27 protein-coding genes are annotated in these 22,565 nt (G+C 66.9%); 16 read left to right on the top strand and 11 right to left on the bottom strand.

Annotation, left to right across the window (positions count from 1 at the left end):
- Positions 1–58 precede the first annotated feature (58 nt).
- The 6 genes from ACLQ3I_RS02825 to tcmP all read left to right on the top strand — a co-directional run bounded on the left by ACLQ3I_RS02825 (position 59) and on the right by tcmP (position 7,555).
- Positions 59–1,279, top strand: a complete 1,221-nt coding sequence (locus tag ACLQ3I_RS02825; protein ID WP_425800704.1) for an AI-2E family transporter — start codon at positions 59–61, stop codon at positions 1,277–1,279.
- Between the two features lie 143 nt (positions 1,280–1,422).
- Positions 1,423–2,514 (top strand): redox-regulated ATPase YchF, encoded by a 1,092-nt coding sequence (gene ychF, locus ACLQ3I_RS02820; protein ID WP_425800048.1) that lies wholly within the window; start codon positions 1,423–1,425, stop codon positions 2,512–2,514.
- Positions 2,515–2,640: 126 nt separating this feature from the next.
- Positions 2,641–4,056, top strand: coding sequence for a recombinase family protein (locus tag ACLQ3I_RS02815; RefSeq protein WP_425800702.1), 1,416 nt, complete (start codon positions 2,641–2,643; stop codon positions 4,054–4,056).
- 131 nt (positions 4,057–4,187) lie between these two features.
- Entirely contained in the window at positions 4,188–5,303 is a 1,116-nt protein-coding gene (locus ACLQ3I_RS02810) for an adenine-specific methyltransferase EcoRI family protein (protein WP_425800047.1), read from the top strand.
- Complete coding sequence (locus ACLQ3I_RS02805) at positions 5,300–6,394, top strand: HNH endonuclease family protein (RefSeq protein WP_425800046.1); 1,095 nt, start codon at positions 5,300–5,302, stop codon at positions 6,392–6,394. The genes ACLQ3I_RS02810 and ACLQ3I_RS02805 overlap by 4 nt, the downstream gene beginning before the upstream one ends.
- A 12-nt stretch (positions 6,395–6,406) precedes the next feature.
- Positions 6,407–7,555 (top strand): three-Cys-motif partner protein TcmP, encoded by a 1,149-nt coding sequence (tcmP, locus tag ACLQ3I_RS02800; RefSeq protein ID WP_425800045.1) that lies wholly within the window; start codon positions 6,407–6,409, stop codon positions 7,553–7,555.
- On the opposite strand, the gene ACLQ3I_RS02795 is transcribed toward tcmP, so the two are convergent.
- The 4 genes from ACLQ3I_RS02795 to ACLQ3I_RS02780 form a co-directional block, all read right to left on the bottom strand.
- Positions 7,552–8,304 carry a DUF5131 family protein gene (locus ACLQ3I_RS02795; protein ID WP_425800044.1) on the bottom strand — a complete coding sequence of 251 codons (753 nt, stop codon included), beginning with the start codon at positions 8,302–8,304 and terminating at the stop codon, positions 7,552–7,554. The genes tcmP and ACLQ3I_RS02795 overlap by 4 nt on opposite strands.
- Before the next feature lie 200 nt (positions 8,305–8,504).
- Positions 8,505–9,410, bottom strand: coding sequence for an HIT family protein (locus ACLQ3I_RS02790; RefSeq protein ID WP_425800043.1), 906 nt, complete (start codon positions 9,408–9,410; stop codon positions 8,505–8,507).
- A complete protein-coding gene (locus tag ACLQ3I_RS02785) occupies positions 9,407–9,898 on the bottom strand; it encodes a TIR domain-containing protein (RefSeq protein WP_425800042.1) in 492 nt (163 codons plus the stop codon). The genes ACLQ3I_RS02790 and ACLQ3I_RS02785 overlap by 4 nt, the downstream gene beginning before the upstream one ends.
- Positions 9,899–10,068: 170 nt before the next feature.
- Positions 10,069–11,055, bottom strand: a complete 987-nt coding sequence (locus ACLQ3I_RS02780) for a GlxA family transcriptional regulator (RefSeq protein ID WP_425800041.1) — start codon at positions 11,053–11,055, stop codon at positions 10,069–10,071.
- A gap of 120 nt (positions 11,056–11,175) precedes the next feature.
- On the opposite strand from ACLQ3I_RS02780, the gene ACLQ3I_RS02775 reads away from it, so the two are divergent.
- On the top strand, positions 11,176–11,766 hold the full coding sequence (locus ACLQ3I_RS02775) for an isochorismatase family protein (protein WP_425800040.1): 591 nt from the start codon (positions 11,176–11,178) through the stop codon (positions 11,764–11,766).
- Positions 11,767–11,770: 4 nt separating this feature from the next.
- Here the strand turns inward: ACLQ3I_RS02775 and ACLQ3I_RS02770 are convergent, their stop codons facing one another.
- Positions 11,771–12,031: a hypothetical protein gene (locus ACLQ3I_RS02770; RefSeq protein WP_425800039.1), complete on the bottom strand. Its 261-nt coding sequence runs from the start codon at positions 12,029–12,031 to the stop codon at positions 11,771–11,773.
- A 146-nt stretch (positions 12,032–12,177) separates the two neighbouring features.
- Here ACLQ3I_RS02770 and ACLQ3I_RS02765 point away from each other — a divergent pair, with 146 nt between their 5' ends.
- A complete protein-coding gene (locus tag ACLQ3I_RS02765) occupies positions 12,178–12,678 on the top strand; it encodes a GNAT family N-acetyltransferase (protein WP_425800038.1) in 501 nt (166 codons plus the stop codon).
- Between the two features lie 420 nt (positions 12,679–13,098).
- On the opposite strand, the gene ACLQ3I_RS02760 is transcribed toward ACLQ3I_RS02765, so the two are convergent.
- Positions 13,099–13,272 (bottom strand): hypothetical protein, encoded by a 174-nt coding sequence (locus tag ACLQ3I_RS02760; RefSeq protein WP_425800037.1) that lies wholly within the window; start codon positions 13,270–13,272, stop codon positions 13,099–13,101.
- Positions 13,273–13,285: 13 nt separating this feature from the next.
- Positions 13,286–13,489, bottom strand: a complete 204-nt coding sequence (locus ACLQ3I_RS02755; protein WP_425800036.1) for a hypothetical protein — start codon at positions 13,487–13,489, stop codon at positions 13,286–13,288.
- 8 nt (positions 13,490–13,497) lie between these two features.
- Here ACLQ3I_RS02755 and ACLQ3I_RS02750 point away from each other — a divergent pair, with 8 nt between their 5' ends.
- Entirely contained in the window at positions 13,498–13,731 is a 234-nt protein-coding gene (locus tag ACLQ3I_RS02750; RefSeq protein WP_425800035.1) for a hypothetical protein, read from the top strand.
- A gap of 12 nt (positions 13,732–13,743) precedes the next feature.
- Positions 13,744–13,938, top strand: coding sequence for a hypothetical protein (locus tag ACLQ3I_RS02745; RefSeq protein ID WP_425800034.1), 195 nt, complete (start codon positions 13,744–13,746; stop codon positions 13,936–13,938).
- 25 nt (positions 13,939–13,963) lie between these two features.
- On the opposite strand, the gene ACLQ3I_RS02740 is transcribed toward ACLQ3I_RS02745, so the two are convergent.
- On the bottom strand, positions 13,964–14,347 hold the full coding sequence (locus tag ACLQ3I_RS02740; RefSeq protein ID WP_425800033.1) for a hypothetical protein: 384 nt from the start codon (positions 14,345–14,347) through the stop codon (positions 13,964–13,966).
- 109 nt (positions 14,348–14,456) lie between these two features.
- Here ACLQ3I_RS02740 and ACLQ3I_RS02735 point away from each other — a divergent pair, with 109 nt between their 5' ends.
- From ACLQ3I_RS02735 to ACLQ3I_RS02710, 6 genes are all read left to right on the top strand, one after another.
- Complete coding sequence (locus ACLQ3I_RS02735) at positions 14,457–14,981, top strand: peptide-methionine (S)-S-oxide reductase (protein ID WP_425800032.1); 525 nt, start codon at positions 14,457–14,459, stop codon at positions 14,979–14,981.
- Positions 14,982–15,113: 132 nt separating this feature from the next.
- Positions 15,114–16,778, top strand: a complete 1,665-nt coding sequence (locus ACLQ3I_RS02730; RefSeq protein ID WP_425800031.1) for an ABC-F family ATP-binding cassette domain-containing protein — start codon at positions 15,114–15,116, stop codon at positions 16,776–16,778.
- Positions 16,779–16,883: 105 nt separating this feature from the next.
- Complete coding sequence (locus ACLQ3I_RS02725) at positions 16,884–17,864, top strand: arabinofuranosidase (RefSeq protein WP_425791227.1); 981 nt, start codon at positions 16,884–16,886, stop codon at positions 17,862–17,864.
- Between the two features lie 176 nt (positions 17,865–18,040).
- Positions 18,041–18,997, top strand: a complete 957-nt coding sequence (locus ACLQ3I_RS02720) for an alpha/beta hydrolase (protein WP_425800030.1) — start codon at positions 18,041–18,043, stop codon at positions 18,995–18,997.
- Positions 18,998–19,038: 41 nt separating this feature from the next.
- Positions 19,039–19,224 carry a hypothetical protein gene (locus tag ACLQ3I_RS02715; RefSeq protein WP_425800029.1) on the top strand — a complete coding sequence of 62 codons (186 nt, stop codon included), beginning with the start codon at positions 19,039–19,041 and terminating at the stop codon, positions 19,222–19,224.
- 37 nt (positions 19,225–19,261) lie between these two features.
- Complete coding sequence (locus ACLQ3I_RS02710; RefSeq protein ID WP_425800028.1) at positions 19,262–20,146, top strand: acyl-CoA thioesterase; 885 nt, start codon at positions 19,262–19,264, stop codon at positions 20,144–20,146.
- A gap of 6 nt (positions 20,147–20,152) precedes the next feature.
- On the opposite strand, the gene ACLQ3I_RS02705 is transcribed toward ACLQ3I_RS02710, so the two are convergent.
- The 3 genes from ACLQ3I_RS02705 to ACLQ3I_RS02695 all read right to left on the bottom strand — a co-directional run bounded on the left by ACLQ3I_RS02705 (position 20,153) and on the right by ACLQ3I_RS02695 (position 22,559).
- A complete protein-coding gene (locus tag ACLQ3I_RS02705) occupies positions 20,153–20,863 on the bottom strand; it encodes a DUF427 domain-containing protein (protein WP_425800027.1) in 711 nt (236 codons plus the stop codon).
- A 120-nt stretch (positions 20,864–20,983) separates the two neighbouring features.
- Positions 20,984–21,859, bottom strand: coding sequence for an SDR family NAD(P)-dependent oxidoreductase (locus tag ACLQ3I_RS02700; RefSeq protein WP_425800026.1), 876 nt, complete (start codon positions 21,857–21,859; stop codon positions 20,984–20,986).
- A 52-nt stretch (positions 21,860–21,911) separates the two neighbouring features.
- Positions 21,912–22,559 (bottom strand): TetR/AcrR family transcriptional regulator, encoded by a 648-nt coding sequence (locus ACLQ3I_RS02695; RefSeq protein ID WP_425800025.1) that lies wholly within the window; start codon positions 22,557–22,559, stop codon positions 21,912–21,914.
- Positions 22,560–22,565 lie beyond the last annotated feature (6 nt).

Raw genomic sequence — 22,565 nt, 5'->3', positions numbered from 1 at the left:
GATCGGCCCAGACGGGTGGCCGGTATGTGACGATCTCTGCGTGACAGAAGAATCGGGCGTGCCGGACAGCTCGGACAGTCCGCCCACCGGCGCCGACGACCGCGGATATCCGACCAGGGCTCGGGTCGTCCTCGCCGGTCTGAAGGCGAGTTCGATCGTCGCCCTGCAGATCGTGCTGGTCGTCGCGGCGCTGTGGATCCTGTTCTGGCTGCTCGGCAAGTTCTGGGTCGTTCTGTTGCCGATCCTGTTCGCGATCATCGTGTGCACGGTGCTCTGGCCGCCGGTCCGCTGGATGCGCAAGCGTGGCGTCCCGCCCGCGGCGGCATCGCTGGTGATGATGGTTCTCGGCGTCGGGGTGCTGGCCGGGGTGATCAGTCTGATCGTGCCGTCCATCGTGCGTCAGGCCCCTGAGCTGGCGTCGCGGGCCACGGACGGCGTGCACAAACTCCAGGACTGGATTCAGGGTCCGCCGCTCAACGTGAAAGACGAGCAACTCGACAACATCGTCAACACGGTCACCGACAAGCTGCAGTCGAGCGCGTCGAGTATTGCGGCCGGCGTGTTCAGCGGGGTGGGCACCGCCACCTCGATCCTCGTCACGCTCTTCACCGCGCTGATCCTCGTCTTCTTCTTCCTCAAAGACGGGCCGAAGTTCATCCCGTGGCTCGACCGCACGGTCGGCAAACCGTCCGGGACGCACGTCGGCGAAGTCCTCACCCGGATGTGGACCAGCCTCGGCGGATTCATCCGGACCCAGGCGATCGTGAGTTTTGTCGATGCGACCCTCATCGGTGCCGGCCTGTTCATCCTGCAGGTGCCACTGGCCGGGGTGCTGGTGGTGATCACCTTCCTCGGCGGGTTCATCCCGATCGTCGGTGCGTTCGTCGCCGGCGCCCTCGCGGTGCTGATCGCCCTGGTGTCGAACGGCCTCACCACCGCGCTGATCGTGCTGGGGATCATCCTGGTCGTCCAGCAGCTCGAGGGAAATGTGTTGCAGCCGTGGCTGCAGTCGAAGTCGATGGATCTGCATGCGGTGATCGTGCTGCTCGCGGTGACCCTCGGCGGCACACTGTTCGGTATCACCGGCGCGTTCCTGGCCGTGCCCGCCGCGGCGGCCATCGCGGTGGTGTTGCGGTACCTGAACGAGCAGATCGCACTGCGCGCAGGGGAATCGCTACCGCCCGAGGGCACTCCGGTGACGGCCCACAAGAGCGTTCCCGACGACGACCCGCCGCCCGACGCCCCGTCCGCCGATCCCGGCACCGCCACCCCATCCTGACCCGCCCCTGACCCCGACCCCGCCGACAGCAACCGATTTTTCGCCGACAGCAACGGCTTTTTCGCCGACAGCAACCCGTTTTCCACCGACAGCACCGACGGCGCCCGCCGCTCGACGACCCGCGGCGGATAGACTGGTCGCCCGTGAGTCTCACCCTCGGAATCGTCGGCCTTCCCAACGTCGGTAAGTCGACCCTGTTCAATGCGTTGACCCGCAACGACGTGCTGGCCGCCAACTACCCGTTCGCGACCATCGAGCCGAATATCGGTGTCGTCGAGCTGCCGGACAAGCGCCTCGACCGGCTGGCCGAGATCTTCAGCAGTGAACGCATCCTGCCCGCGACCGTCTCCTTCGTCGACATCGCCGGCATCGTCAAGGGAGCGTCCGAGGGCGAGGGGATGGGTAACCAGTTCCTCGCGAACATCCGTGAGGCCGACGCCATCTGTCAGGTGGTCCGGGTCTTTTCCGACGACGACGTGGTGCACGTCGACGGTCGGGTCGATCCGGTGTCGGATATCGGGATCATCGAGACCGAGCTGATCCTGGCCGATCTACAGACCATCGAGAAGGCCTTGCCGCGCCTGGAGAAGGACGCCCGCAAGAACAAGGATCTCGCCGAGACCGTCGCCGCCACGCAGAAAGCGCAGGAGCTCCTGAACGAGGGCAAAACGCTGTTCTCCCAGAAGGACTCATTCGACCTCTCGGCGGTTCGTGAACTCCACCTGATGACCGCCAAGCCGTTCCTCTACGTCTTCAACGCCGACGAGTCGGTGCTGACCGACGACGCGCGGAAGCAGGAACTCCGCGATTCCATCGCGCCTGCCGACGCCGTCTTCCTCGACGCGAAGGTGGAGAGCGAACTCCTCGAACTCGACGAGGAGGACGCGCAGGAGCTCCTCGACTCGATCGGCCAGACCGAGCCCGGACTGCGCTCACTCGCCCGGGCAGGCTTCCACACGCTCGGGCTGCAGACCTATCTGACCGCGGGGCCCAAGGAGTCGCGGGCCTGGACCATCCATCGCGGTGACACCGCACCCAAGGCCGCCGGCGTGATCCACACCGACTTCGAGAAGGGCTTCATCAAGGCCGAGATCGTCTCCTTCGACGACCTCGACACCGAGGGCACGATGGCCGCCGCGAAGGCCGCCGGCAAGGTGCGCATGGAGGGCAAGGACTACGTCATGCAGGACGGCGACGTGGTGGAGTTCCGTCACGGAGGACTATCTAAGAAGTAGACTGCCCTGCGTGACTGACACCCTCCGCGCAGCCATCTACCTCCGTGTCTCCCAGGACCGCGAGAACAACCGTCTCGGCGTCGATCGGCACCGTGAGGACGCCGAAACCACCATCAAGGCCCGCGGCTGGAAGCTCGTCGACGTCTACGAGGACAACGACATCACGGCAAGGGCAACAAGGTCCGACCGGACTTCGAGCGTCTGCTCGCCGATGTCGAGCGGGGCCTCATCGACGTCGTCGTCGCGCAGGAGTGGCCGCGCCTCGAGCGCAACCGGACCGACGGCGTCCGGGTCATCGAGACCGCCCAGCGCTGCGAGATCCTCCTGACGTTCGCCAAGGGCCCGGACATCGACTGCACGAACGCGATGGGCCGGCTGGCCGCGGACCTCTACTCGGCCATCGCGCGGAACGAGATCGAGGTCAAGGGCGAGCGCCAGTCCCGCGCCCAGCTCCAGCGCGCCCGGCAGGGCCGTCCTCCCAAGGGGCAGCGGCCGGTCGGCTACGCGACGAACGGCGACGTGGTGGAGCACGAGGCCGCCGCCATCAGGGAGGTCTTCCGGCTCTTCGCCGTCGCAGACGGCACGACGATCGCAGGGCTCGCCGCGGCCCTGTCCGGCAAGGAGGGGCCCCAGGTCCCGAAGAGCGTTCCGCGGCTGCCGCGCCACACCCGCACGGTGATGATCGAGCGCAACGCTCGGCGGGTGGCCGAGGGGCTCCCGCCCAAGCCGGTGCCCGACGACGGCAAGTGGAGCACCTCGACGATCGTCAGCATCCTCCGCAATCCCCGCTATGCCGGCTACAGCGTCTACACCAACCGACTCGACCGGACCAAGAACAAGCGCCAGACCTGGTACGCCCAGATCGTCAAGGACGACGACGGGGAGCCGGTCAGGGGGCAGTGGGAGCCGATCGTCGACGAGCTCACCTGGTGGCGGGTCCAGGAGCGCCTCAACGAGCCGTCCCGCGTCACCAACCGAACCGGCAGCACGACCCGCAAGCACCTCGGTTCGGGGCTCTACCGCTGCGGGCACTGCGAGCAGCGGGTCCGGACCAACGGCGAGCGCTACCGGTGCGAGGACTGCGGCATCAACCGCACCCGCCGACACGTCGACGACTGGGTGCTCCGTCTCATCCGGGAGCGGCTCTCCCGCCCGGACCTCGCCGACACGATCCCGACCGGCGACGAGCCGCGCCTGAAGGCGATCGCCGCCGACATCGCCACCCGGCAGGCGAAGATCAAACGAGCGACCGCGGACTACGACAACGAGATCATCGAGGGCTACGACCTCAAGCGGGTCAGGGAGCGCGAGAACACGGCCATCGCGTCCCTGGAGACCGAGAGGCGTGCTCTGACGGCCACGACCGACCTCGGGGGCGTCCTGGACGCGGAAGACCCCGTGACGGCCTTCGACGACGCCGACCTCATGATCAAGCGCCGCGTGATCGACTTCTTCGTGACCGTCAAGATCCACCCCCACCCGCGCGGCTCCAAGACCTTCAACCCGGCGACCGTCGAGGTCGTGCCGAAGCAGCTCGGCTGAGTCCGGCGCGTTCCCGCTGTGCCGCTCCTGTCGGCCTCGTCTGCCGGACTCTGTCGGCCCTCCCGGATACGATGACCCCAAGGAATAAGCGCCCCGATCCGGTGGTGCAGGGTCGGACGACAGGGGCGGGCATGCCGGCAGAGGCACGAGCAGCGGGGTCGACGTACAGCCATCTGCGGACCGCGAAGAAGGCCAAGGAAGACGAGTTCTACACGCAGCTGTCAGACATCGAGAAGGAGCTCCGGCACTACCGGAAGCACTTCAAGGGCAAGGTTGTCTACTGCAACTGCGACGATCCCCGGGTCTCGAACTTCTTCCACTACTTCAGCCACAACTTCGAGAAACTCGGCCTGAAGAGGCTCATCGCGACCTGCTACAAGAACCAGAGCGTCGACCTGTTCAGCCAGAACGACGCCGACCAGGCAGTGTGGCTCGAGTACGAGGGCGACAAGGACGGCGATCGCCTGCCCGGACGGGACGAGATCGAGGTCCGCCCGCTGGCCGGCGACGGCGACTTCCGCAGTGCCGAGAGCGTCGAGTTGCTGAAACAGGCCGACATCGTCGTGACCAACCCGCCGTTCTCGCTGTTCCGCGAGTACGTCGGCCAGCTGCTGGAGCACGACAAGAAGTTCCTCATCCTCGGCAATCAGAACGCCGTCACCTACCAGGAGATCTTCCCTCTGCTGCGCGACGACAAGATGTGGCTCGGCTACCAGAACGGTCAGATGGAGTTCCAGGTGCCCGATCACTACGAGCCCCGGGCGACGCGGTACTGGGAGGACGAAACCGGCCAGAAGTGGCGGAGCTTCGGGAACATGTGCTGGTTCACCAACCTCGATATCTCCAAGCGCCACGAGGACCTGCTCCTCTACAAGACCTACGACCCCGAGCAGTACCCCGCCTACGACAACTACGACGCCATCGAGGTCGCCAAGACCGTCGACATCCCGATGGACTACGACGGCGTGATGGGAGTGCCAATCACGTTCCTGCACAAGTACAGCGCCGATCAGTTCGACATCGTCGGGATCGCCAAGGCACCGCTGGGGGAGCCCTCGAAGATCTACCCGAAGCAGACTCAGATCAGCGCGACCGGAGCCAAGAGCACCGTGTCGAAGCTCAACGATGGACCGGCGATGAAGGTCGATTCGCCTCCGACTGACAAGACCTACTACGAGGTCGACGGCGAGCTGTACATCCAGCTCTTCGCCCGCGTCCTCATTCAGCGCAAGGACGCGGCATCATGAAGATCGAACTCAAGAGGATCACGGTCCGCGACCTCGTCGAGGGCTACGAGGACAATCAGGAGGCCGGGGTCGTCGCCTACGACGGGAAGCTCGACGTCCGCCCGCCGTACCAGCGGGAGTTCGTGTACAAGGACAAGCAGCGAGACGCGGTCATCGACACGCTGCGCCGGGAGTTCCCGCTCAACGTCATGTACTGGGCCGTGCAGGACGACGGCACCTTCGAGGTCATCGACGGCCAGCAGCGCACCATCTCGATCTGCCAGTACGTCGAGGGAGACTTCTCGGTGCCGATCGGCGGGCATCAGCTCGCCTTCCACAACCTCCAGGACGACCAGAAGGACCAGATCCTCGACTACGAGCTCATGGTCTACCTGTGCCAGGGCACCGACTCCGAGAAGCTCGACTGGTTCAAGACCATCAACATCGCCGGTGAGAAGCTCACCGACCAGGAGCTGCGCAACGCCGTCTACCACGGCCCGTGGGTGACGGCGGCCAAGAAGTACTTCTCCAGGACCGGGTGCCCGGCCTACGTCGTCGGCTCCGACTACATGACCGGCTCGCCGATCCGGCAGGACTACCTCGAGACCGCGATCGAGTGGATCAACGACGGCGACGTCGACGGCTACATGGCTGCCCACCAGCACGACCCGAACGCCAATCCGCTCTGGCTCTACTTCAAGAAGGTCATCGACTGGGTCGAGACCACTTTCCCGAAGAAGCGCTCGGAGATGCGCTCGGTGAAGTGGGGCCCGCTCTACAACGAGTACAAGGACGCCGACCTGGACCCGGCCGCGCTCGAGAAGCAGGTCGCGACCCTCATGGCCGACCCCGATGTCACGAGCAACCGCGGCGTCTACGCTTACCTCCTGACGGGCGAGGAGAAGCACCTCAGCATCCGGGCGTTCGACGATCGGATGCGTCGCACCGCCTACGAGGGCCAGAAGGGCATCTGCCCCGGCTGCGACGAGCACTTCGAGATCGAACAGATGCAGGCTGACCACAAGACCCCGTGGAGCAAGGGCGGCAAGACCGTCGCCGAGAACTGCGTCATGCTCTGCCAGCCGTGCAATCGCAAGAAGTGGGACGTATAGGGGCGCGCGACGATGGCAACGGGGACGGATGGCGGGCTGCTGGACAGCCCCAAGCCGCAGTCGGTCTACAAGCACGGGATCTTGGATCAGTACGTGATCCAGTTCGCGACGATGACCGCGAGCAAGCTGACTCCGAAACGCGCGGTGATGGTCGACGGGTTCGCGGGGCGCGGGCGGTTCGACACCAAGGAACCGGGCTCGGCCGAATACATGATGCTCGCCGCGCAGAAGGCCAAGGCGAAGACCACGATCGACCTGCTCCTCGTCGAGAAGGACCCAGCCGAATACGCCTCTCTTGACTCGGTTGCCGACGAGTATCGCCAGCGCGGCATCCGGATCGACAGCTACAACGGCACGTGCGGTGACCACCTCGGCGATGCGCTTCAGCTTGCCGCCGGTGCCAGCCTGTTCGTCTTCCTCGACCCGTGCGGTGCCGTGCTGCCCATGGGCGCGATAACGGATGTCTTGCGGAAACGGGGCAAGTGGCCTCGGACAGAGGTGCTGCTCAACTTCAGCGCCGACCTCATCCGCAGGGCGGGCGGGCAGTTGAAGAAGGGCCAGTTCGACCTCCATGGCGTCGCCCAGGCGGACAAGGTCTGCGGTGGCGACTGGTGGCGGGACATCGCCCTGCAGGCCCACGAGGCGTCCGGCGGGCAGAACTGGGAGTCAGCTGCCGACGCCGTGGCCGTCGAGTACGCGAGGCGGCTCACTGGCGGGACGGGCTACGGCTCTGTCGTCGCACCGGTGCGACGACAGGTGCATCACCAACCCGTCTACTACCTGATCTTCCTGACCTCTCAGCCCCACGGCTTCTGGGTGTTCGGGGTCTCCGCAGCCAAGGCGCGCGAGAAGTGGATCACCTTCCTCGGTCCCGATCCCGACGAGGCCGCGACGATGCTCTGGGACACCGTCGACGAGCAGCTGACGCGCGAGCACGACACGGCGATCGAGCACATCATGGGGAACCTCCGCGCTCTGACCGCAGACGGTCAACCGAAGAAGGCGGTCGACCACTTCGCGGCCATCTTCGGTGACCTCTACGGTGAGGCCAAGGAGACCGCGTTCACGGCGGCCTTGCGGGCTCTGGTGAAGTCGGGCGAACTCGAGTACGTGACCAAGGGCAGCAAACCGCGCGACTTCGTCTTTCGCAGGGCTTCTTAGGGCAGCGCCGCCGCCAGCTCGGGCATGTCGTCCCAGGTACGGCCGTCGAGCTCGCGGCCGTTGGCCTTCGGCGTCCGTCCGCCCCACTGCTTGAAGAAGAACGCCACGCCGGCGTGGACGCACTGGTCGCGGATGTCCTCGACCCACGCCGGATCCATCGGCCGCGCCCGCGGCCCGGACTCGCCGCCGGCGATCACCCAGTCGATGCCGTGCAGGTTCAGATCGGGCAATGAGGTGAGGAGCGGCTCGCAGGAGAGGAACCGCGTCGCCGCCGGGACGGCGCGCAGGTCGTCGATCCGGTCGACGACGTCCGACGACTCGACAGAGACGCCCATCCACAGGTTGTCTGGCCAGTCGAGCTTCTCGGCGATCCTCGCCGTCCGGTGCGCGCGCTTGGTGAGCACCTGGTAGGTGTGCTGCGGGGTCTCGCGGATCACGTCGAACACGTCGCGGATGAAGTCGAGCGGGACCTTGGCGTGGAAGAGGTCGCTCATGGAGTTGACGAAGACGACCTTCGGCGTGCGCCAACGGTATGGCTGCGCCAGCGACCGCGGGTGGATCGTCACGCCGAAGCCGGGCCCGGACGTCCGGGGATCGCCGTCGTTCTGGTACTTCTCAGCACCCATCGCCTTGAGGCGCTTGGCCAGGGCGAGGGCATAGCAGTTGTCGCAGCCCGAGGCGACCCTGTCGCACCCGGTGACGGGGTTCCAGGTGACCTCTGTCCATTCGATCGCGCTGTTCGTGGCCACAACATCACCCCTTCTCGTCCCGATGAGCGTATCGGTCGCGGTCCGCGCTGCTCGCCAGAACCCGCCGCACGCCTCACGCGTCACATCGATCACATGCGTTCCGACGCCCTGCACCTGATCGTGCCACTGGACACCGACAAGTCCCTGTCAGCGGAAGGCGCTCGGACGCTCTCGTCATCTGGAGGGTCGGCAGTAGCCGCTCAGCAGGCGGACACGATCAGCACGCCTGTCCCGAGCAGGAACAGGGCGATGTAGAACGGTGCGATCGACCATGAGGCCCAGATCGCTCGTTCCGGCACGTAGGCCTTCTTGAACCTCTTCCACTTCGTCGACGCCGGCGCTCCGGCTGGCAGCGGGTCGTCGGCGTCGACCGGGTCGAGCGTGAACAGAGGCACCTTCCGGCTCGACCGGGCGACCGTGTTGTAGAGGCGGCGGAACTCCTTCTCGCTCTTGAGGTAGTTCGCGTCGAGGTAGGCGAACAGGACCACGGCCACCATGCCGAGCGCCGCCAACGCCCATGAGTGCTGGGTGAGCGCGAAACCGAAGGTCGCCGTGACGATGGGCAGCAGCCATCCCTTGGCCGACGACGACGCCGCGGACTGCCGGGTCACGACGGCCTGGATGTAGTCGAGGTGCTTGCGCCGATCCTCTGGGGCGATCGGCGGCTCGGCGGAGTCGCGCAGACGCCGCGCCGCGGCGCGGACGTCGACCATCGTGCGCTCCTTGGACTCCTCTGAGTAGTCCGTCTCCTCGGGCCAGATCGGCCCCATCGCGTCCCCCTCGCACCGGGGCACCAGGTGGACGTGGAGGTGCTCGACCGTCTGCGTCGCGGCCTCGCCGTTGGACTGGATGACGTTGAGCCCCTCGGGCCTCACGGCGTCCCGGACCGCGTCTGCGAGCAGCAGCGTCGCCCGCGAGAGCTGAGCGGCCTCGTCGGGGTCCAGCCCCCAGATGTCGGGGACGTGCCGGCGAGGCACCACGAGCACGTGGCCGAGGACCGCAGGCTCGGTAGGGAAGAACGCGACCACGTTCTCGTCCCGGTACACCTCGCGGACGTCCGGGTCATCGCGGTCGACGATCTCGCAAAACTCGCAGCCCTCGCTCACCACATGCGGGCCTTCGCCTGGGCGACCCAGCCCTCCAGGTTGTTCTTGAGGGCGGCGTAGGTCGCCTTCGTGTCGATGTCGCCGCGCCAGTCGGTGACTGTCGGGTCGAACACCGGGATGCCGCTGACGCCGGACGCCTTGTCGAACGGGTTCGCGCCCTTCTTGTCTGCACCGTTGTTGAAGTCGGCGAGCCCATGGATTCGGACGCCGACGAGCGGCTTCTTGTCCTTCCACGCCTTCTCGATCTCGTAGATCACCCACTCGCGACCGGCCGTCTCCTGACCGATGAGGACGACGATGGCCCGCTTGTACTTCATCTGCTCGTCGATCCAGTTGACGACGGCCTGCTGGCCGCGGCTCTTCACCTCTTCCCAGTCCTGGGCGTTGAGGAGGGGCTGGCCCTCCAGAGCGTTGATGTTGCGCACGAGCTGGACCCGGCTCACGTCGCGGTCGTAGTGGAACGAGTAGAACACCGTCTTGGTCGCCACCGCTGGCTCCTCACTGTCATTGGGCGAGCGGTTCTCGACCCCTGATCTGAGATTACGGCTGACCACCGACAATTCACGGCGACTTGCGGTGCACACGGGTCGTCGCCCTGGACGTTGGCAGTCCTCGCCCTCTCGGTCGTCGTCCACCGCAGGCGTGAGGTATGAAGACCTCAGGCCCTCTGCAGACGGAACCGCTGGCGGTACTCACCGGGCGTGATGCCGAGTCCGCGCCGGAACGCCCGCGCCAGGGTGTCGACGGTGCCGAACCCGCACGCCGTGGCCACGCGGCCGAGGGTGTCGTCGCTCGTCTCGAGCCGGTTCTTCGCCGCCTCGACCCTGGCCTGCTCGATGTAGGCACCCGGCGTCGTCCCCAGCTCCTGCTTGAAGACCCGCGTGAGCTGCCGATCGCTGATGTGCAGGCTCTCGGCGAGGCTCTCCACGGTCAGGTAATCGCCCAGGTGCTCGGCGATGAAGAGGCGCAGGTCGTCGGCCCGCGTCGTCGTCGCGGCGCGCTCGAGCGGCACGCTGAACTGGCTCTGACCTCCCGGGCGCTTGAGGTAGACGACGAGCTGCCTCGCCACCGCCTGCGCGAGCTCCGCGCCGAAGTCGTCGGCTACGAGTGCCAGGGACAGGTCGAGCACCGAGCTGATGCCCGCCCCCGTCCACACGTCCCCGTCGCGGATGAAGATCGGGTCGGCATCGACCTCGACCTCCGGGTGCTCGGCGGCGAGCTGGTCCGCCGTCGACCAGTGCGTCGTGGCGCGCTTCCCGTCGAGGAGCCCGGCCGCGGCGAGGATGTGCGCTCCCACGCACACCGAGGCCACCCGCCTGGTCCGCGCGGCGAGGTCGCCGACGCGCCCGACGACCGCGGGGTCGGCGATCGCCCGCACCCGGCGCTGCTCGTCGGTCTCGACCGAGCCGGGGACGATGAGCGTGTCGATGCTCCGGCCGGCGAGCTCGTCGAAAGCGACGTCCGGGAGGACGCGGACGCCGGCCGAGGTCGTCACGGGGTCCATCGTCTCGGCGGCGAGGACCACCCGGTAGCCCGTCGGCTCGTCCATCTCCCGCTGGAGCAACGAGAAGACCTCGGACGGCCCCGTGACGTCGAGCAGGTCGACGCCCTCGAAGAGCGCGACGACGACGAGTCGCTCGATCATGCCTGGCCTCCCTGGACGATCGATGTCGGTATTTGCAGGTTACCTGACATTGCGGACACCGTTCTGCGTTCCTAGCGTTGATGGGGACGCTCAGACACGAGAAGAAAGAAGGAACCACCCATGGCACGCACCACGCTCCGCGAGCTCAACGGCTTCGACAGCACCCCCGCATCCCTCAAGGACTCGACTCTCCTTCTCGTGGACTACCAGAACACCTACACAGCTGGCGTCATGGAGCTCGACGGCTGGGAGCCCGCGCTCGACGCCGCGGCCGACCTGCTCGCCCGGGCGCGCCAGGCCGGTGCGACGGTCATCCACATCGTCAACGACGGCGGCGAGGGCACGCCGTACGACGTCCGCGCCGAGATCGGGAGCATCCATCCGAAGGTCGCGCCCATCGAGGGCGAGGCGACCGTGGTCAAGACCGCGCCGAACGCCTACGTCGGCACCGAGCTCGGCGAGCTGGTCGAGAAAGCCGGGCACGACGACGTCGTCATCGCCGGGTTCATGACGAACATGTGCGTCCAGTTCACGACCGAAGGCACCTTCCTCGCCGGCAAGAAGCCCACTGTCGTCGCCGACGCCTCGGCGACCCGTCCGCTCGAGTCCGGGATCGCCCCGGTCTCTGCCCAGCAGCTGCACGAGTCCGCGCTGGCGACCATCGGCGACCTCTACGGCGTCGTGGTGAAGACCGCGGCCGACCTCGGCTGAGGGCCTACAGCCCCTCCTCGAGCGCCATCGGCGACCAGCCGCCGAGCGACTCCGGCGACATGCATGTGACGCAGCAGCCCATCCCGAGGCTCAGCGCTTCGAGGACCTCGTCGAGCACGCGCACCGCGTGGAACTCGCCCGACTCGGGATCACGCCCGGGCCAGGTCCCGCACCAGGGGAGCAGGTCCTCGGGCCGCTTGAGCAGATGGAACGTGATCCGGCCGTCGTCGCGCATGCGCTCCATCGTGCCACCGGCCGCGGACATCGGCGGCGACGCCCGGTGACCGCTGCAAGACCCCGTACGGAAACCCGATCTCAGGAGCACGAATTGAAAGCACGACGTGCACGGGAGACGTGGAAGGGCCGAGGTGGTCGAGGTGGCGGAAGTGGGCCGCCGCATAGGATTGGTGCATGGCGAACGACGTTGCGGTCAGCAGGCCGAAGAAGAATCTGTACACGGTCACTGTGCTGGGCGATGCCGACGCCGGGGAGATTCTCACTCTCCAGCGCGCGGCCTACGTCACCGAGGCTCAGGCGCACCGAGACTTCGATCTTCCTCCGCTCACGCAGAGCATCGATGAGCTCCGCGAGGGGTTGGCAGCCCCCGATGCCGTCGCTCTCGGCGTCCGTGATGAAGCCCGCCTCATTGGGGCGGTTCGTCTTCGCCGGATCGACTCGGCGGTCGATCTTGGTCGGCTGACGGTAGTTCCAGACAGGCAGGGCCAGGGCATCGGGAGCTTCCTCCTGCGCGAGGCTGAGACGGTGTTCCCTGACGCCCGGGAGATGCAGCTCTTCACGGGGGAGCACTCGACCGCGAACATCCGCCTGTACGAGCGCAGCGGATACGTCGAGACCGCGCGCACAAACGTGGGCGACTACTCGCTCGTGCACTTCACGAAGTCGCTCGCCTAAACAGCCGAGGGCAACCGTCGCCCGCGACGGGCGGCAGTCGGACGAACAGAACCAGGTGACCCTCTCCGGCGAGTTCCGTTGCCGCTGCGTTACGGCGGGACCCGTCGGGAGCATGATGAAAGCCCCGAAACCCTTGATTTCTCAAAGATCTAGGGGCCTTCGCTCTGGCGGTGACGGTGGGATTTGAACTCATGGGTTCCTCCTTCACCCCCCGGAGAGCACAGGCGACATCGACAAGATCGTGCCGACCCTGCCGAGTGACGACGACCTCGAAGAGGGCGTCGCCTACAACCATCGGCACCGTGCGGGCGGCGAAGCCCGACGAGAACGGGAAGTGGCAGCCGATCTGAGGAGCCGCACCAGATCGTGCGGATGGACCGCCACGGCACCGTTCAGCGAGCGATCGCCTGCATCCGTGACCTATCGCCGCGTCTCATCCTGGGAGGTGGCGAGGCGCTCCCGCTCGGCCTCCTCGACGCACTCCTGCTGCACCTCCGGCGACAGCTCTGCCCAGATCTTTGCCAGCGTCTTCCAGAACTCGCTCCAGCACTCGGCTTCGGTCGGCCTGGATCCGTCGGCGAGGGTGGAAGTCATGGTGTCGAGCCTCTCACCAGACCTCCACAGCCGCCCGTGCGGGCACGGCGGGGACAATGGAGCCATGGTCGAGAACGAACGGGTCGAACTCACCCCTGGACAGGTGTGGGAGCTGACCACGGAGCACGGGACGAGGCACCTCGTCGACCTGCGCGACCCCGACGGCAGCGTGCGCCGGATGCGGATCCGCGGCGAGGGACGCCCGGAGCACCGGCACGACAACGAATGGCAGTCACCGCCGTGGACGTCGACCGCGACCTGCTGGAGCGCGCCTTGCGCGGCCTCCTCGCTGCGAGGCAGAAGCCGACGATGCTCGACGGCATCGCCGAGCTGTCGGAGCTCCCGGCGGGTCTCGGCGCACCCGTGGTCCGCTCCGGCACCCGGATCGCTCGCACTGACCGGCTCCCGTCGTCGCCCGGTCCCGGCAGCCTCGTCGCATCGCCGACCTTCCGAGTCTGACAGGATGGATCGATGACGAACTCGACTCAATCGACCCACGATTACAACATCACGCTCTTCTACGAGGAGGGCTCCGGACAGTGGGAGATCGTTGTGAACACGGACCAGCCGGACTTCACCGACACCGGCAATGCGGTGGGTTCGACCCCCGAGGAGGCGCTCCAGGTCCTCGCCGTGGAGTGGCCGATCATGGTCGGGGACGAGTAGTCGCCTCCTCGTGATCGGGCCGGGGTCAGCCCTTTCCGACCTGCTCCCGTCTCATGCGTTCCTCCCGCGACTCCCTGAACACCCGCGCGACCATCCGCCTCTGTTCCGGCGACAGCGGCGGGGGCGGGCAGCACTGCCTGCAGTGCATGGTCAACGACCCCTCCAGCTTGTTGTGGCCCTCCGAGCCGCACTCGGGGTGCTGAGCCGAGAACCTCGCGGCTTCGGCGTCGTAGCGCTCGAGCTTCTCGCCGGCGAGGTTGCCGCGCCAGCCGCCCTCCCACGGCTCCTCGTCCTTCCAGGGCTGGCCGCAGCCCCGGCATGGCGTCCCGGCGACGAACTCCTCCCAGCTCAGCGGCGGGGCCGCCCGCTCGACCCACTTCCTCACTCGCTCCGCGATATCGTCAGCCATGTGGCCATGATGCCTCAGCTCTCCGGAAGGGCTCCTGAGCGGACTTCGCGCGCAAATAGTCCTACGTGCGGCGATGTGGTGGCGTTCCATTTCAACGTTTGATCGAGCGATGCGTCTGGACGCGTCGGGTGGCCGTACCATCGCCCATGTGGAGCGCGAGACCGAAGATGTGTATTTCGCGGGCGGCTGCCTCTGGGGCGTGCAGGCGTTCATCGCAACGTTGCCAGGGGTGACGTTCACCGAGGCCGGACGGGCCAACGGCACCAGTCGGTCCGTCGAGAGCGACTACGACGGGTACGCCGAATGCGTGTGGACCCGATTCGATCCGACCGTCGTGAGCGTCGAGCAACTGATGGCGTACGTCTTCGAGATCATCGACCCTTACAGCGTGAACGAGCAGGGGCCGGATGTCGGCGAGAAGTATCGCACCGGCGTCTACTCCGACGCGCCGGCGCATCTCGAGCAGGCGCGAGCCTTCATCGGCGCGAGAGACGACGCGGATCGCATCGCCGTCGAGGTGCTGCCGCTCGCCAACTATGTGCGAAGTGCCGAAGAACATCAGGATCGGCTCGCGCGTTTCCCCGAGAGCTCGTGCCACCTCCCCCAGGAACTGCTGACCAAGTACCGCAGCTGAAGCCTGAAGAACACGTTCGCACAGGTGGAGGCTGATGTTGATCGGCTGCGGAACGTGGTGGAGTTCCGCTCCACCCCGTAGCACCCGGTGTGCGTCTGACCTGTGCTCCCGTCGAGGTGCGATCATCTCCTCATGACCGCAACACTCGTCGCCAAGGACATCGCCGGCGGGTATGCGCACCGCGTCCTGTTCGATCACCTCGATCTCACGGTTGCGCCGGGTGACGTGATCGGTGTCGTCGGGGCCAACGGGTCGGGCAAGACCACGCTGCTGCGGGTGCTCGCGGGTGACCTGGCGCCGCTCGACGGCAGGGTGACACGCGCTCCGGCCGACGCGTTCGTCGGATGGCTGCCGCAGGAGCACGCCCGCGTTCCCGGCGAGACGGTCGGACAGTATATCGCCCGTCGCACCGGCTGTTCTGCGGCGACCGAGGCCATGGACGCGGCCGCGAGCGCCCTCGCCGACCCTTCGGGCGCGACCGGCCCCGACGATCCGGCCGATGTCTACGCCGCGGCACTCGACCACTGGCTGGCGACCGGTGCCGCCGACCTCGACGAGCGGCTGCCCGAAGTCCTCGCCGATCTGGGCTTGGACAGCGGTGTGGTGGCGTCGGGATCGGCGTCGATGACCGATCTCTCCGGCGGGCAGGCCGCACGGGTGGGATTGGCCGCGTTGCTGTGTTCGCGGTTCGACGTGGTGTTGCTCGACGAGCCGACCAACGACCTCGACCTCGACGGGCTCGATCGGCTGGAAGGCGTGGTCAACGCCATGCGGGGCGGTGTGGTGCTGGTCAGCCACGACCGGGAGTTCTTGTCCCGCAGCGTCACCGGAGTTCTCGAACTCGATCTCGCGCAACACACCAACACGCTCTTCGGCGGCGGTTACGACAGCTACTTGCAGGAACGTGAAGTCGCACGCCGGCACAGGCGCGCGGAATACGAGGAGTTCGCCGAGAAGAAGGCCGACCTGGTGGCTCGGGCGAGAACCCAACGTGAATGGTCGAGTCAGGGTGTCCGCAATGCGATGCGGAAGGCACCGGACAACGACAAGGTCCGTCGGCGCGCCGCCACCGAGTCCAGCGAGAAGCAGGCGCAGAAGGTCCGCCAGATGGAAAGTCGGATCGCGCGTCTGGACGAGGTCGTCGAACCACGCAAGGAGTGGGTGCTGGAGTTCACGATCGGCGCCGCGCCGCGTTCGAGCTCAGTCGTGTCGACTCTCAACAATGCCGTTGTGCGGCAAGGAGGTTTCGTTCTCGGTCCGGTATCACTGCAGGTGAACGCGGGCGATCGGATCGGTATCACCGGCCCCAACGGCGCCGGGAAGTCGACGCTGTTGCGGCTGATCCTCGGCCGGATCACACCCGAAGCCGGGACGGCGCAATTGGGCGCGAACGTCGCAATCGGCGAAATCGACCAGACGCGTGGTGAATTCGCTGGACCGTCGCCACTCGCCGAGCGATTCGAGGAACTCGTCCCCGACTTCACGACGGCTGAGGCGCGTACGCTTCTCGCGAAGTTCGGGCTCCGCGCCGATCACGTCGACCGTGCGGTCGCCGAACTGTCGCCCGGGGAGCGCACCCGCGCCGCGCTGGCCCTGTTGCAGGCGCGGGGGACCAACGTCCTGGTACTCGACGAACCCACCAACCACCTCGACCTCGCCGCCATCGAGCAACTCGAGTCCGCATTGCATTCCTACGACGGCGCTGTCCTGCTGGTGACCCACGACCGCCGCATGCTGGCGAACGTGCGCCTCGATCGCGTATGGCAGGTGGACGGTGGCCGCGTCACCGAGCAGTGAGCGGAAGAGCGCCTGGGCGTAACGCACTGGCCTCACCAGTAACAATTTCGGGCGGCTGTGGCCAAAGCTGTGCAGACTGTGCTGGTCGCCGTCGATACTGCATCGGTGATCCTTACCAGAAAAGCGACCTTTGTCGCGGTATCGGCGGTGCTGGCGGTGGTCGCGGGTCTGCTCGTCTCGGCTCCGGGGGTCTCCAGCGCTGCACCGACAACCGGCTGGCGGTACACGATGGTGGCGTTCAGCAGCGCCACCGACCGCGACATGGATGTCTACGGGTCCGGGGACGGCACGCGATTCCAGCTCCTCCGAAAGTCGGCGTATCGACCACCGTCAGGGCGTGTGCGCGACGCGAGCATCTTCCGGAACACCGACGGGTGGTACTACATCACCTACACGACGGCGGACGGCGCCAACATCGGGTTCGCGCGCAGCCGTGATCGCGTCAACTGGACGTTCCTGCACAATTATCCGACACCGTTCTGCTGCGCACTGCTGCCAGGAACGGGCGACGGCAGAGGTTTCGGGTCGTCGAGCGGGCCCGGCTCGTCCGGGTCGGCCGGCTCCAGCGACGGTCCGTCCTTGTCTCCGTTCACCACCAAGTCCTGGGCGCCCGAATGGTTCGTGGAGGGTGGCCGAATCAACGTCATCCTGTCGATGTCGACCGGTGGCGGTTTTGTGCCGTACCTGATGACGGCCCTCGAGCCGTCGCTCCGGTTGTGGAGCCCGCCGGTTCCGCTCGCCGGGATCGGCGCGGACCACATCGACACCACCGTGGTCAAGGTGGGAGCGACCTATCACGCGTTCACCAAGAACGAGACGAAGAAGGTCATCCAGCATGCTGTCGCGTCGTCGCTGATCGGGCCCTATCGGTTCGTCCCGCCCGGGAATTGGGGAACGTACGTGGAAGGCCCGGCCGTGGTCCAGTTGCCGAGCGGCGCCTGGCGGATGTACCTCGATGCCTACACCAGGGGCAAGCAGCTGTACTCCGACAGCACGAACGGGTTGCGCACCTGGACGCCGGTGAAGCAGCTTCCGGGTATTTCCGGGGCGGTCCGGCACGTCGGCGTGATGCGTGAGGCGGCCTGACGGCGAGTCCCGAAGTGTCGTGAATCCCTGACAGCAGTCCTTCGGGCGACTAGGCTCAGGTTTTCTACGGCGGGTGGTTCGTCGCGGTCTCTGACCTCTCGACCATCCCGGGGGCAGATGATTCGCGCGCAGCGCGGATGCGGGGGACGAGAGTGGTTCGATCGGTGTGGCGAGCGATGAGTGTCGTGTGCCTGAGCGCGCTGTGCTTGGGCGTCTGCGGGACTGCGGAAGCTGCGCCCCGGGAGGCGCGCATCCTCTCGGTCGCGCAGGAGACCGCCACCCGCGCCGGTGTGTGGGTGTACTCGGCGGCGATGGACAAGAAGGTCAAGGTGTTCGTCCTCACGCCGCGTCACAAGACCGGCCCGCGGCCGACGCTCTACATGCTCGACGGCGCCGGTGCCCGTGGCGATAGCAGCGGCTGGCTCGAGGCGGGCAACGTCGAGAAGTTCTTCGCCGACAAGGACGTGACCGTCGTACTGCCGACCGGCGCATACGGGACCTTCTACACGGATTGGGAGCGCCGCGACCCGACCGTGGGCAAGCCCATGTGGGAGACCTTTCTGACCAAGGAACTGCCGCCGCTCATCGATGCCCGGTTCGACTCGGACGGGTCACGGGGCATCGCCGGTGTCTCGATGGGTGGACAGGCGGCCTACACGCTCGCGTCGCGGGCCCCGACGCTCTACCGGGCGGTCGCCTCGCTCAGCGGGTGTCCACCGGTCTCCTCGCCGGAGGGCGAGGCGTACGTGCGGGCGACCCTCGCTCGCGGCGGTGCGAACGCCGACAACATGTGGGGGCCCGTCGGTTCGGCCGGCTGGCGCGAACACGATCCTGCTCTGCGGCTCGACCGACTCCGTGGCAAGAAGCTGTATCTGTACTCGGGGGCCGGTCGGCTCGGACCCGCGGACATCAAGCGCCAGGTGACGCCGGAGGAGGGTCTTTACCAGGTCGTCCTCGCCGCATCGGCGACGTTCGAGATCGCCACGAGTAACTGCTCGCAGCGATTCGCCGGGGAGCTACGCGGTGCGGGACTACCGTTCACCGATGCCCTGCAGGTCGTCGGGACCCACCACTGGTACTACTGGGCGAAGGGCTTGCCCCGCATGTGGAATGCGATCTCGCCGGCTCTGTGATCGGCAATCTGGATCCCGGCGGTCGGGGCTACCGTGTCCGCATGGGCAACGATTGGCGCGAAACCAGGGACTCCGAGGTGCGGTCACTGATCATGCGGGCAGAACCGGTTCAACTCGAGCCTCGATGGGGGACGCGGCGGGCGATCGACCTCAGGGAGAACGACGCCCTCGACGCCGATGCCTTCGTGGGCTTGATCATCGCCGCGGTCGCGGTGAACCGGGAGTGAGTCGTCATTTGAACCTCGAGTGGGAGAACGATCGGATTTGACACAGAACGAGACAGCCCAGACAGCCTGGTCGCTCGACGTGCTGCTCGACCTGTTCGACGTCGAGCCCGGCGGACCGGATCGATTCATCGGCGCGACCGGGATCGAGGGCGAAGAAGGCCGCGTGGTCGTGGAGGGCACGCAGGTGCTCGCGCAAGCGATCGCGGCTGTCGCAAAGCGGTTCCCGGACAAGTCGATCCGTTCGGCGCAGGCCGTGTTCGCGCGGGCGGTCACGGTCGGTCCGGCGGTGGAGCTCGACGTCGACGTCGTCCACGAGGGGCGGTCCGTTGCGACCGCCGTCGTCGCGGCCTCGCAGAACGGCAAGCGATGCGTCACGATCACCGTCCTCGCCGACGTCCCGACCGAAGACCTGATCGCCCACCACCTCCCACGTCCGGCGGTCGCAGGGCCCGACCAGGCCTTTGCCGCACGAATGCCGTTGCCGGGCCGCGACGTCCGCCTGATCGACGTCCACGAGGTCAACAGTCCGGACGAGGTGGGCCCACCCGAGTTGTACGCCTGGCTGAAATACGATCCGGTCCCACAACGCGACGACCTGGCCAAGGCGCTGCTGGCGCACTTCACCGGCCATCTCGGTATCTCGACCACGATGCGGGCGCACGCCGGGATCGGTACCAGCCAAGCGCATCTCACCGTCTCCACCGCACCGATGACCATCGCGATCAGCTTTCACGAGCCGGTCCGGTGGGACGGGTGGATTCTCTATGCCCATGAGAGCACGCAGGTCGGCGCGGGCATGTCGTACGTGCGCGGCACCGTGCACACCGAAGACGGTGCGCTCCTGGCGTCCTTCGTCCAGGACGGACTCATCCGGCCGTTGCGCACATCCGATTCAGCGGTGGAGTCGCGCGCCCGACTGTAGTGGGGCCTAGATCTCGCAGCCGCAATCCGCGGATCCCGGGGCACGCGCGGGAAGTTCGGCGAGCACATCGGCCTTGGCGGGGTCGAAGCTGAGATATCCACCGATGACAGTGCTTTCCGGCAGCACATCCTCGTAGCTCCAGGCGACGTTCTCGACGATGGTGTCGCCGATCACCGCAGTCCAGTAGGTGGCGTTGCCCTTGTAGTTGCAATATGTCGTCAGGTCACCGGGACGCAGCAGGTCGGTGCGCACATGTCGGGGCGCGACGTAGAGCACCGGGTCCAGCGCGGTCTCGAACACGATGACGGTGTCCGTGGTGTCGACGAGGGTCTCGCCGGCGACGTCGACGCGCAGGCCCCTTGTGGTCGGGCGGCAGTCGACACGGTGATAGGGATTCGGCGGGTACCAGACGAGCTTGCGGCCCTCCTCGTACCACTCGTCGACGGCGTCCCAGGGCACGTGCACAAACCCCGGCGCTTCCGACTCCGGTTCGGTGGGCAGGTCCCTGACCTCGTCGGCCGGAAACGCGTAACTGAGGAACTGGCCGGGCCGATGCACCATCACCGCACGTTCGGTGTCGAGGATCGTCTGGCCGTCGCGGATCGCCTGGATGCGGCGCGGATGGGGCTCGACGAACACCAGATCCGCCGGAAGTGCACCGGAGAACCAACCGGCCGGGTGTCCGCTGAGGGGGCCGTGTCCCGCGACGAGACTCATCGAGTCACGCCCGATCCGCGGCGGGCGACTCCGGCTCGGATGCTGTTATGCCTCATTGTTGTTCGACCTCCAGAAGGACTACAGGACGGATTGCCACCAAGGGTACCCATGGAGACCCCGTCAATACCCGAGCGAGGCGAGCAACTTCTCGCTTTCCTCCCAGAGGCGGGCAGCGGCAGTGTCGTCGACGGCGGCCCCGCCGGGAGTCTCCTCTGCCATCCGATGGAAGTAGCGCCCACCGTGGCGGCCGCCTTCGGACGCAGTGGCGAGCCAGACGAGCGTGTCGGCAGGCTCGTCGGGGGACACGGTGTCGGCGGCGGCCATATGCGCTTGCATCACCTCATCGGCGTGGGATGCGAAGTTGCTGGCGACCACGCCGGGGTGCATGGCCTGGGCGACGATCCCGTCGGGCGCCGCGCGCCGCGCCAATTCCCTCGTAAAAAGGAGATTCGCCAGCTTCGCGTCGAGGTAGTGGGAGCCGTATCGGGCCTTGTGCAGGCCCTGGAGATCGGTCCAGTCGAGTCCGCGGCTGCTGCGATGGGCGGTGGAGGACACCGCCAACACCCGGACCGAGCTCGCTGGCACCTCGGCGGCGCGTGTGCGGAGCAGAGGCATGAGTTCCCGGGTCAGCAGGAACGGGGCGAGGTGGTTGGCGGCGAACGTCGCCTCGGTCCCCTCGGCGGTGACGATCAACCGGTCGCGGATGCCCCCGGCGTTGTTGATCAGCACGTCGATCCCGGAGGTCGATTCGGCGATCTCGTCGGCAACTCGCGTGACGTCGGACATCACGGTGAAATCGCCGCGCAGCATGATGAAGCCGCTCCCGCCTCGCGCAGAGGCCGTGATCTCGGCTTCGGCGGCGGCACTGCGGACGGGATCGCGGCCGACGCCGATCACGTGCCAGCGCAGCCCCACCAGCTTGCGGGCCGTCGATCTGCCGATCCCGGAGCTGGCGCCGGTGACGACGGCGACGGGTCTACTCGTACCGGGTCGCACGGAAACCTCACTGTCTTCGGTGGTTCGGGTCTTCTCGATGCAGGGGAAGGGCTCAGCGGGGCAGGAGTCCGTTGAGCAGCAGACCGACGGTGAAGTGCACCCGCGCGTCGAACTCTTCCGGTGTGGGCTCGCGGCCGATGACGATCCTGCGGACCCAGCCGCCGACGACCATGCTCATGAACGTCTGAGCGGCGAGTGTGGTGTCGGTCGGTGCCAGGGTCCCGGTCGCGACGCCACGGTCGAAAAGTCCGGCCACAAAGTCGATCACGGGTTTGGTGCTCTGGAGGTAGTTGGACGACAGGATGTCCGGGAAGCGATAGCTCTCGGTGTTGATGATGCGTTGCAGGCGGACGCCATCGCGGGTCATGACCTGACTGACACGCAGGCGGGCGACGGCCTCCAGCGTCTGCGCGAGATCGCCTGTGTCGAGGTCGGCGAGCACTTCTGGTGAAACGACCTGGCGGTCGATCGCTCGTTGCACGGCAGCGCGGAATAGCGTGGCCTTGTCCGCATACCGGGCGTAGACCGTCCGCCTGTTCATACCGACATGGGCGGCGATCATCTCGATCGTCGCCTGCTCGAAACCGTGCTCGAGGAAGAGATCCAGAGCGACGTCCAAGAGCTGTTCCCGGCGGGCTTCGGCCTGCGCACGCGTGGGGCGGCCGGCCTTGATCGGAGCGGGGGGCGGCGTCCCGCTCACGACGGA

It is taken from the genome of Gordonia sp. DT101, assembly GCF_049844895.1.
Classification (GTDB): Bacteria; Actinomycetota; Actinomycetes; order Mycobacteriales; family Mycobacteriaceae; genus Gordonia.
The sequence above is the reverse complement of the archived record's forward strand: the minus strand, read 5'-3'. Positions and strand labels throughout refer to the sequence as shown.

Excerpts from the sequence above, each read along its gene's own strand:
- ACLQ3I_RS02705 (WP_425800027.1), bottom strand. The coding sequence starts at position 20,863 with ATGAGTCTCGTCGCGGGACACGGCCCCCTCAGCGGACACCCGGCCGGT.
- ACLQ3I_RS02765 (WP_425800038.1), top strand. The coding sequence starts at position 12,178 with ATGGCGAACGACGTTGCGGTCAGCAGGCCGAAGAAGAATCTGTACACG.
- ACLQ3I_RS02760 (WP_425800037.1), bottom strand. The coding sequence starts at position 13,272 with ATGACTTCCACCCTCGCCGACGGATCCAGGCCGACCGAAGCCGAGTGC.
- ACLQ3I_RS02720 (WP_425800030.1), top strand. The coding sequence starts at position 18,041 with ATGAGTGTCGTGTGCCTGAGCGCGCTGTGCTTGGGCGTCTGCGGGACT.
- ACLQ3I_RS02770 (WP_425800039.1), bottom strand. The coding sequence starts at position 12,031 with ATGTCCGCGGCCGGTGGCACGATGGAGCGCATGCGCGACGACGGCCGG.
- tcmP (WP_425800045.1), top strand. The coding sequence starts at position 6,407 with ATGGCAACGGGGACGGATGGCGGGCTGCTGGACAGCCCCAAGCCGCAG.
- ACLQ3I_RS02810 (WP_425800047.1), top strand. The coding sequence starts at position 4,188 with ATGCCGGCAGAGGCACGAGCAGCGGGGTCGACGTACAGCCATCTGCGG.
- ACLQ3I_RS02715 (WP_425800029.1), top strand. The coding sequence starts at position 19,039 with ATGGGCAACGATTGGCGCGAAACCAGGGACTCCGAGGTGCGGTCACTG.
- ACLQ3I_RS02740 (WP_425800033.1), bottom strand. The coding sequence starts at position 14,347 with ATGGCTGACGATATCGCGGAGCGAGTGAGGAAGTGGGTCGAGCGGGCG.
- ACLQ3I_RS02780 (WP_425800041.1), bottom strand. The coding sequence starts at position 11,055 with ATGATCGAGCGACTCGTCGTCGTCGCGCTCTTCGAGGGCGTCGACCTG.
- ACLQ3I_RS02735 (WP_425800032.1), top strand. The coding sequence starts at position 14,457 with ATGCGTCTGGACGCGTCGGGTGGCCGTACCATCGCCCATGTGGAGCGC.
- ACLQ3I_RS02730 (WP_425800031.1), top strand. The coding sequence starts at position 15,114 with ATGACCGCAACACTCGTCGCCAAGGACATCGCCGGCGGGTATGCGCAC.
- ACLQ3I_RS02805 (WP_425800046.1), top strand. The coding sequence starts at position 5,300 with ATGAAGATCGAACTCAAGAGGATCACGGTCCGCGACCTCGTCGAGGGC.
- ACLQ3I_RS02745 (WP_425800034.1), top strand. The coding sequence starts at position 13,744 with ATGACGAACTCGACTCAATCGACCCACGATTACAACATCACGCTCTTC.
- ACLQ3I_RS02750 (WP_425800035.1), top strand. The coding sequence starts at position 13,498 with ATGGCAGTCACCGCCGTGGACGTCGACCGCGACCTGCTGGAGCGCGCC.
- ACLQ3I_RS02775 (WP_425800040.1), top strand. The coding sequence starts at position 11,176 with ATGGCACGCACCACGCTCCGCGAGCTCAACGGCTTCGACAGCACCCCC.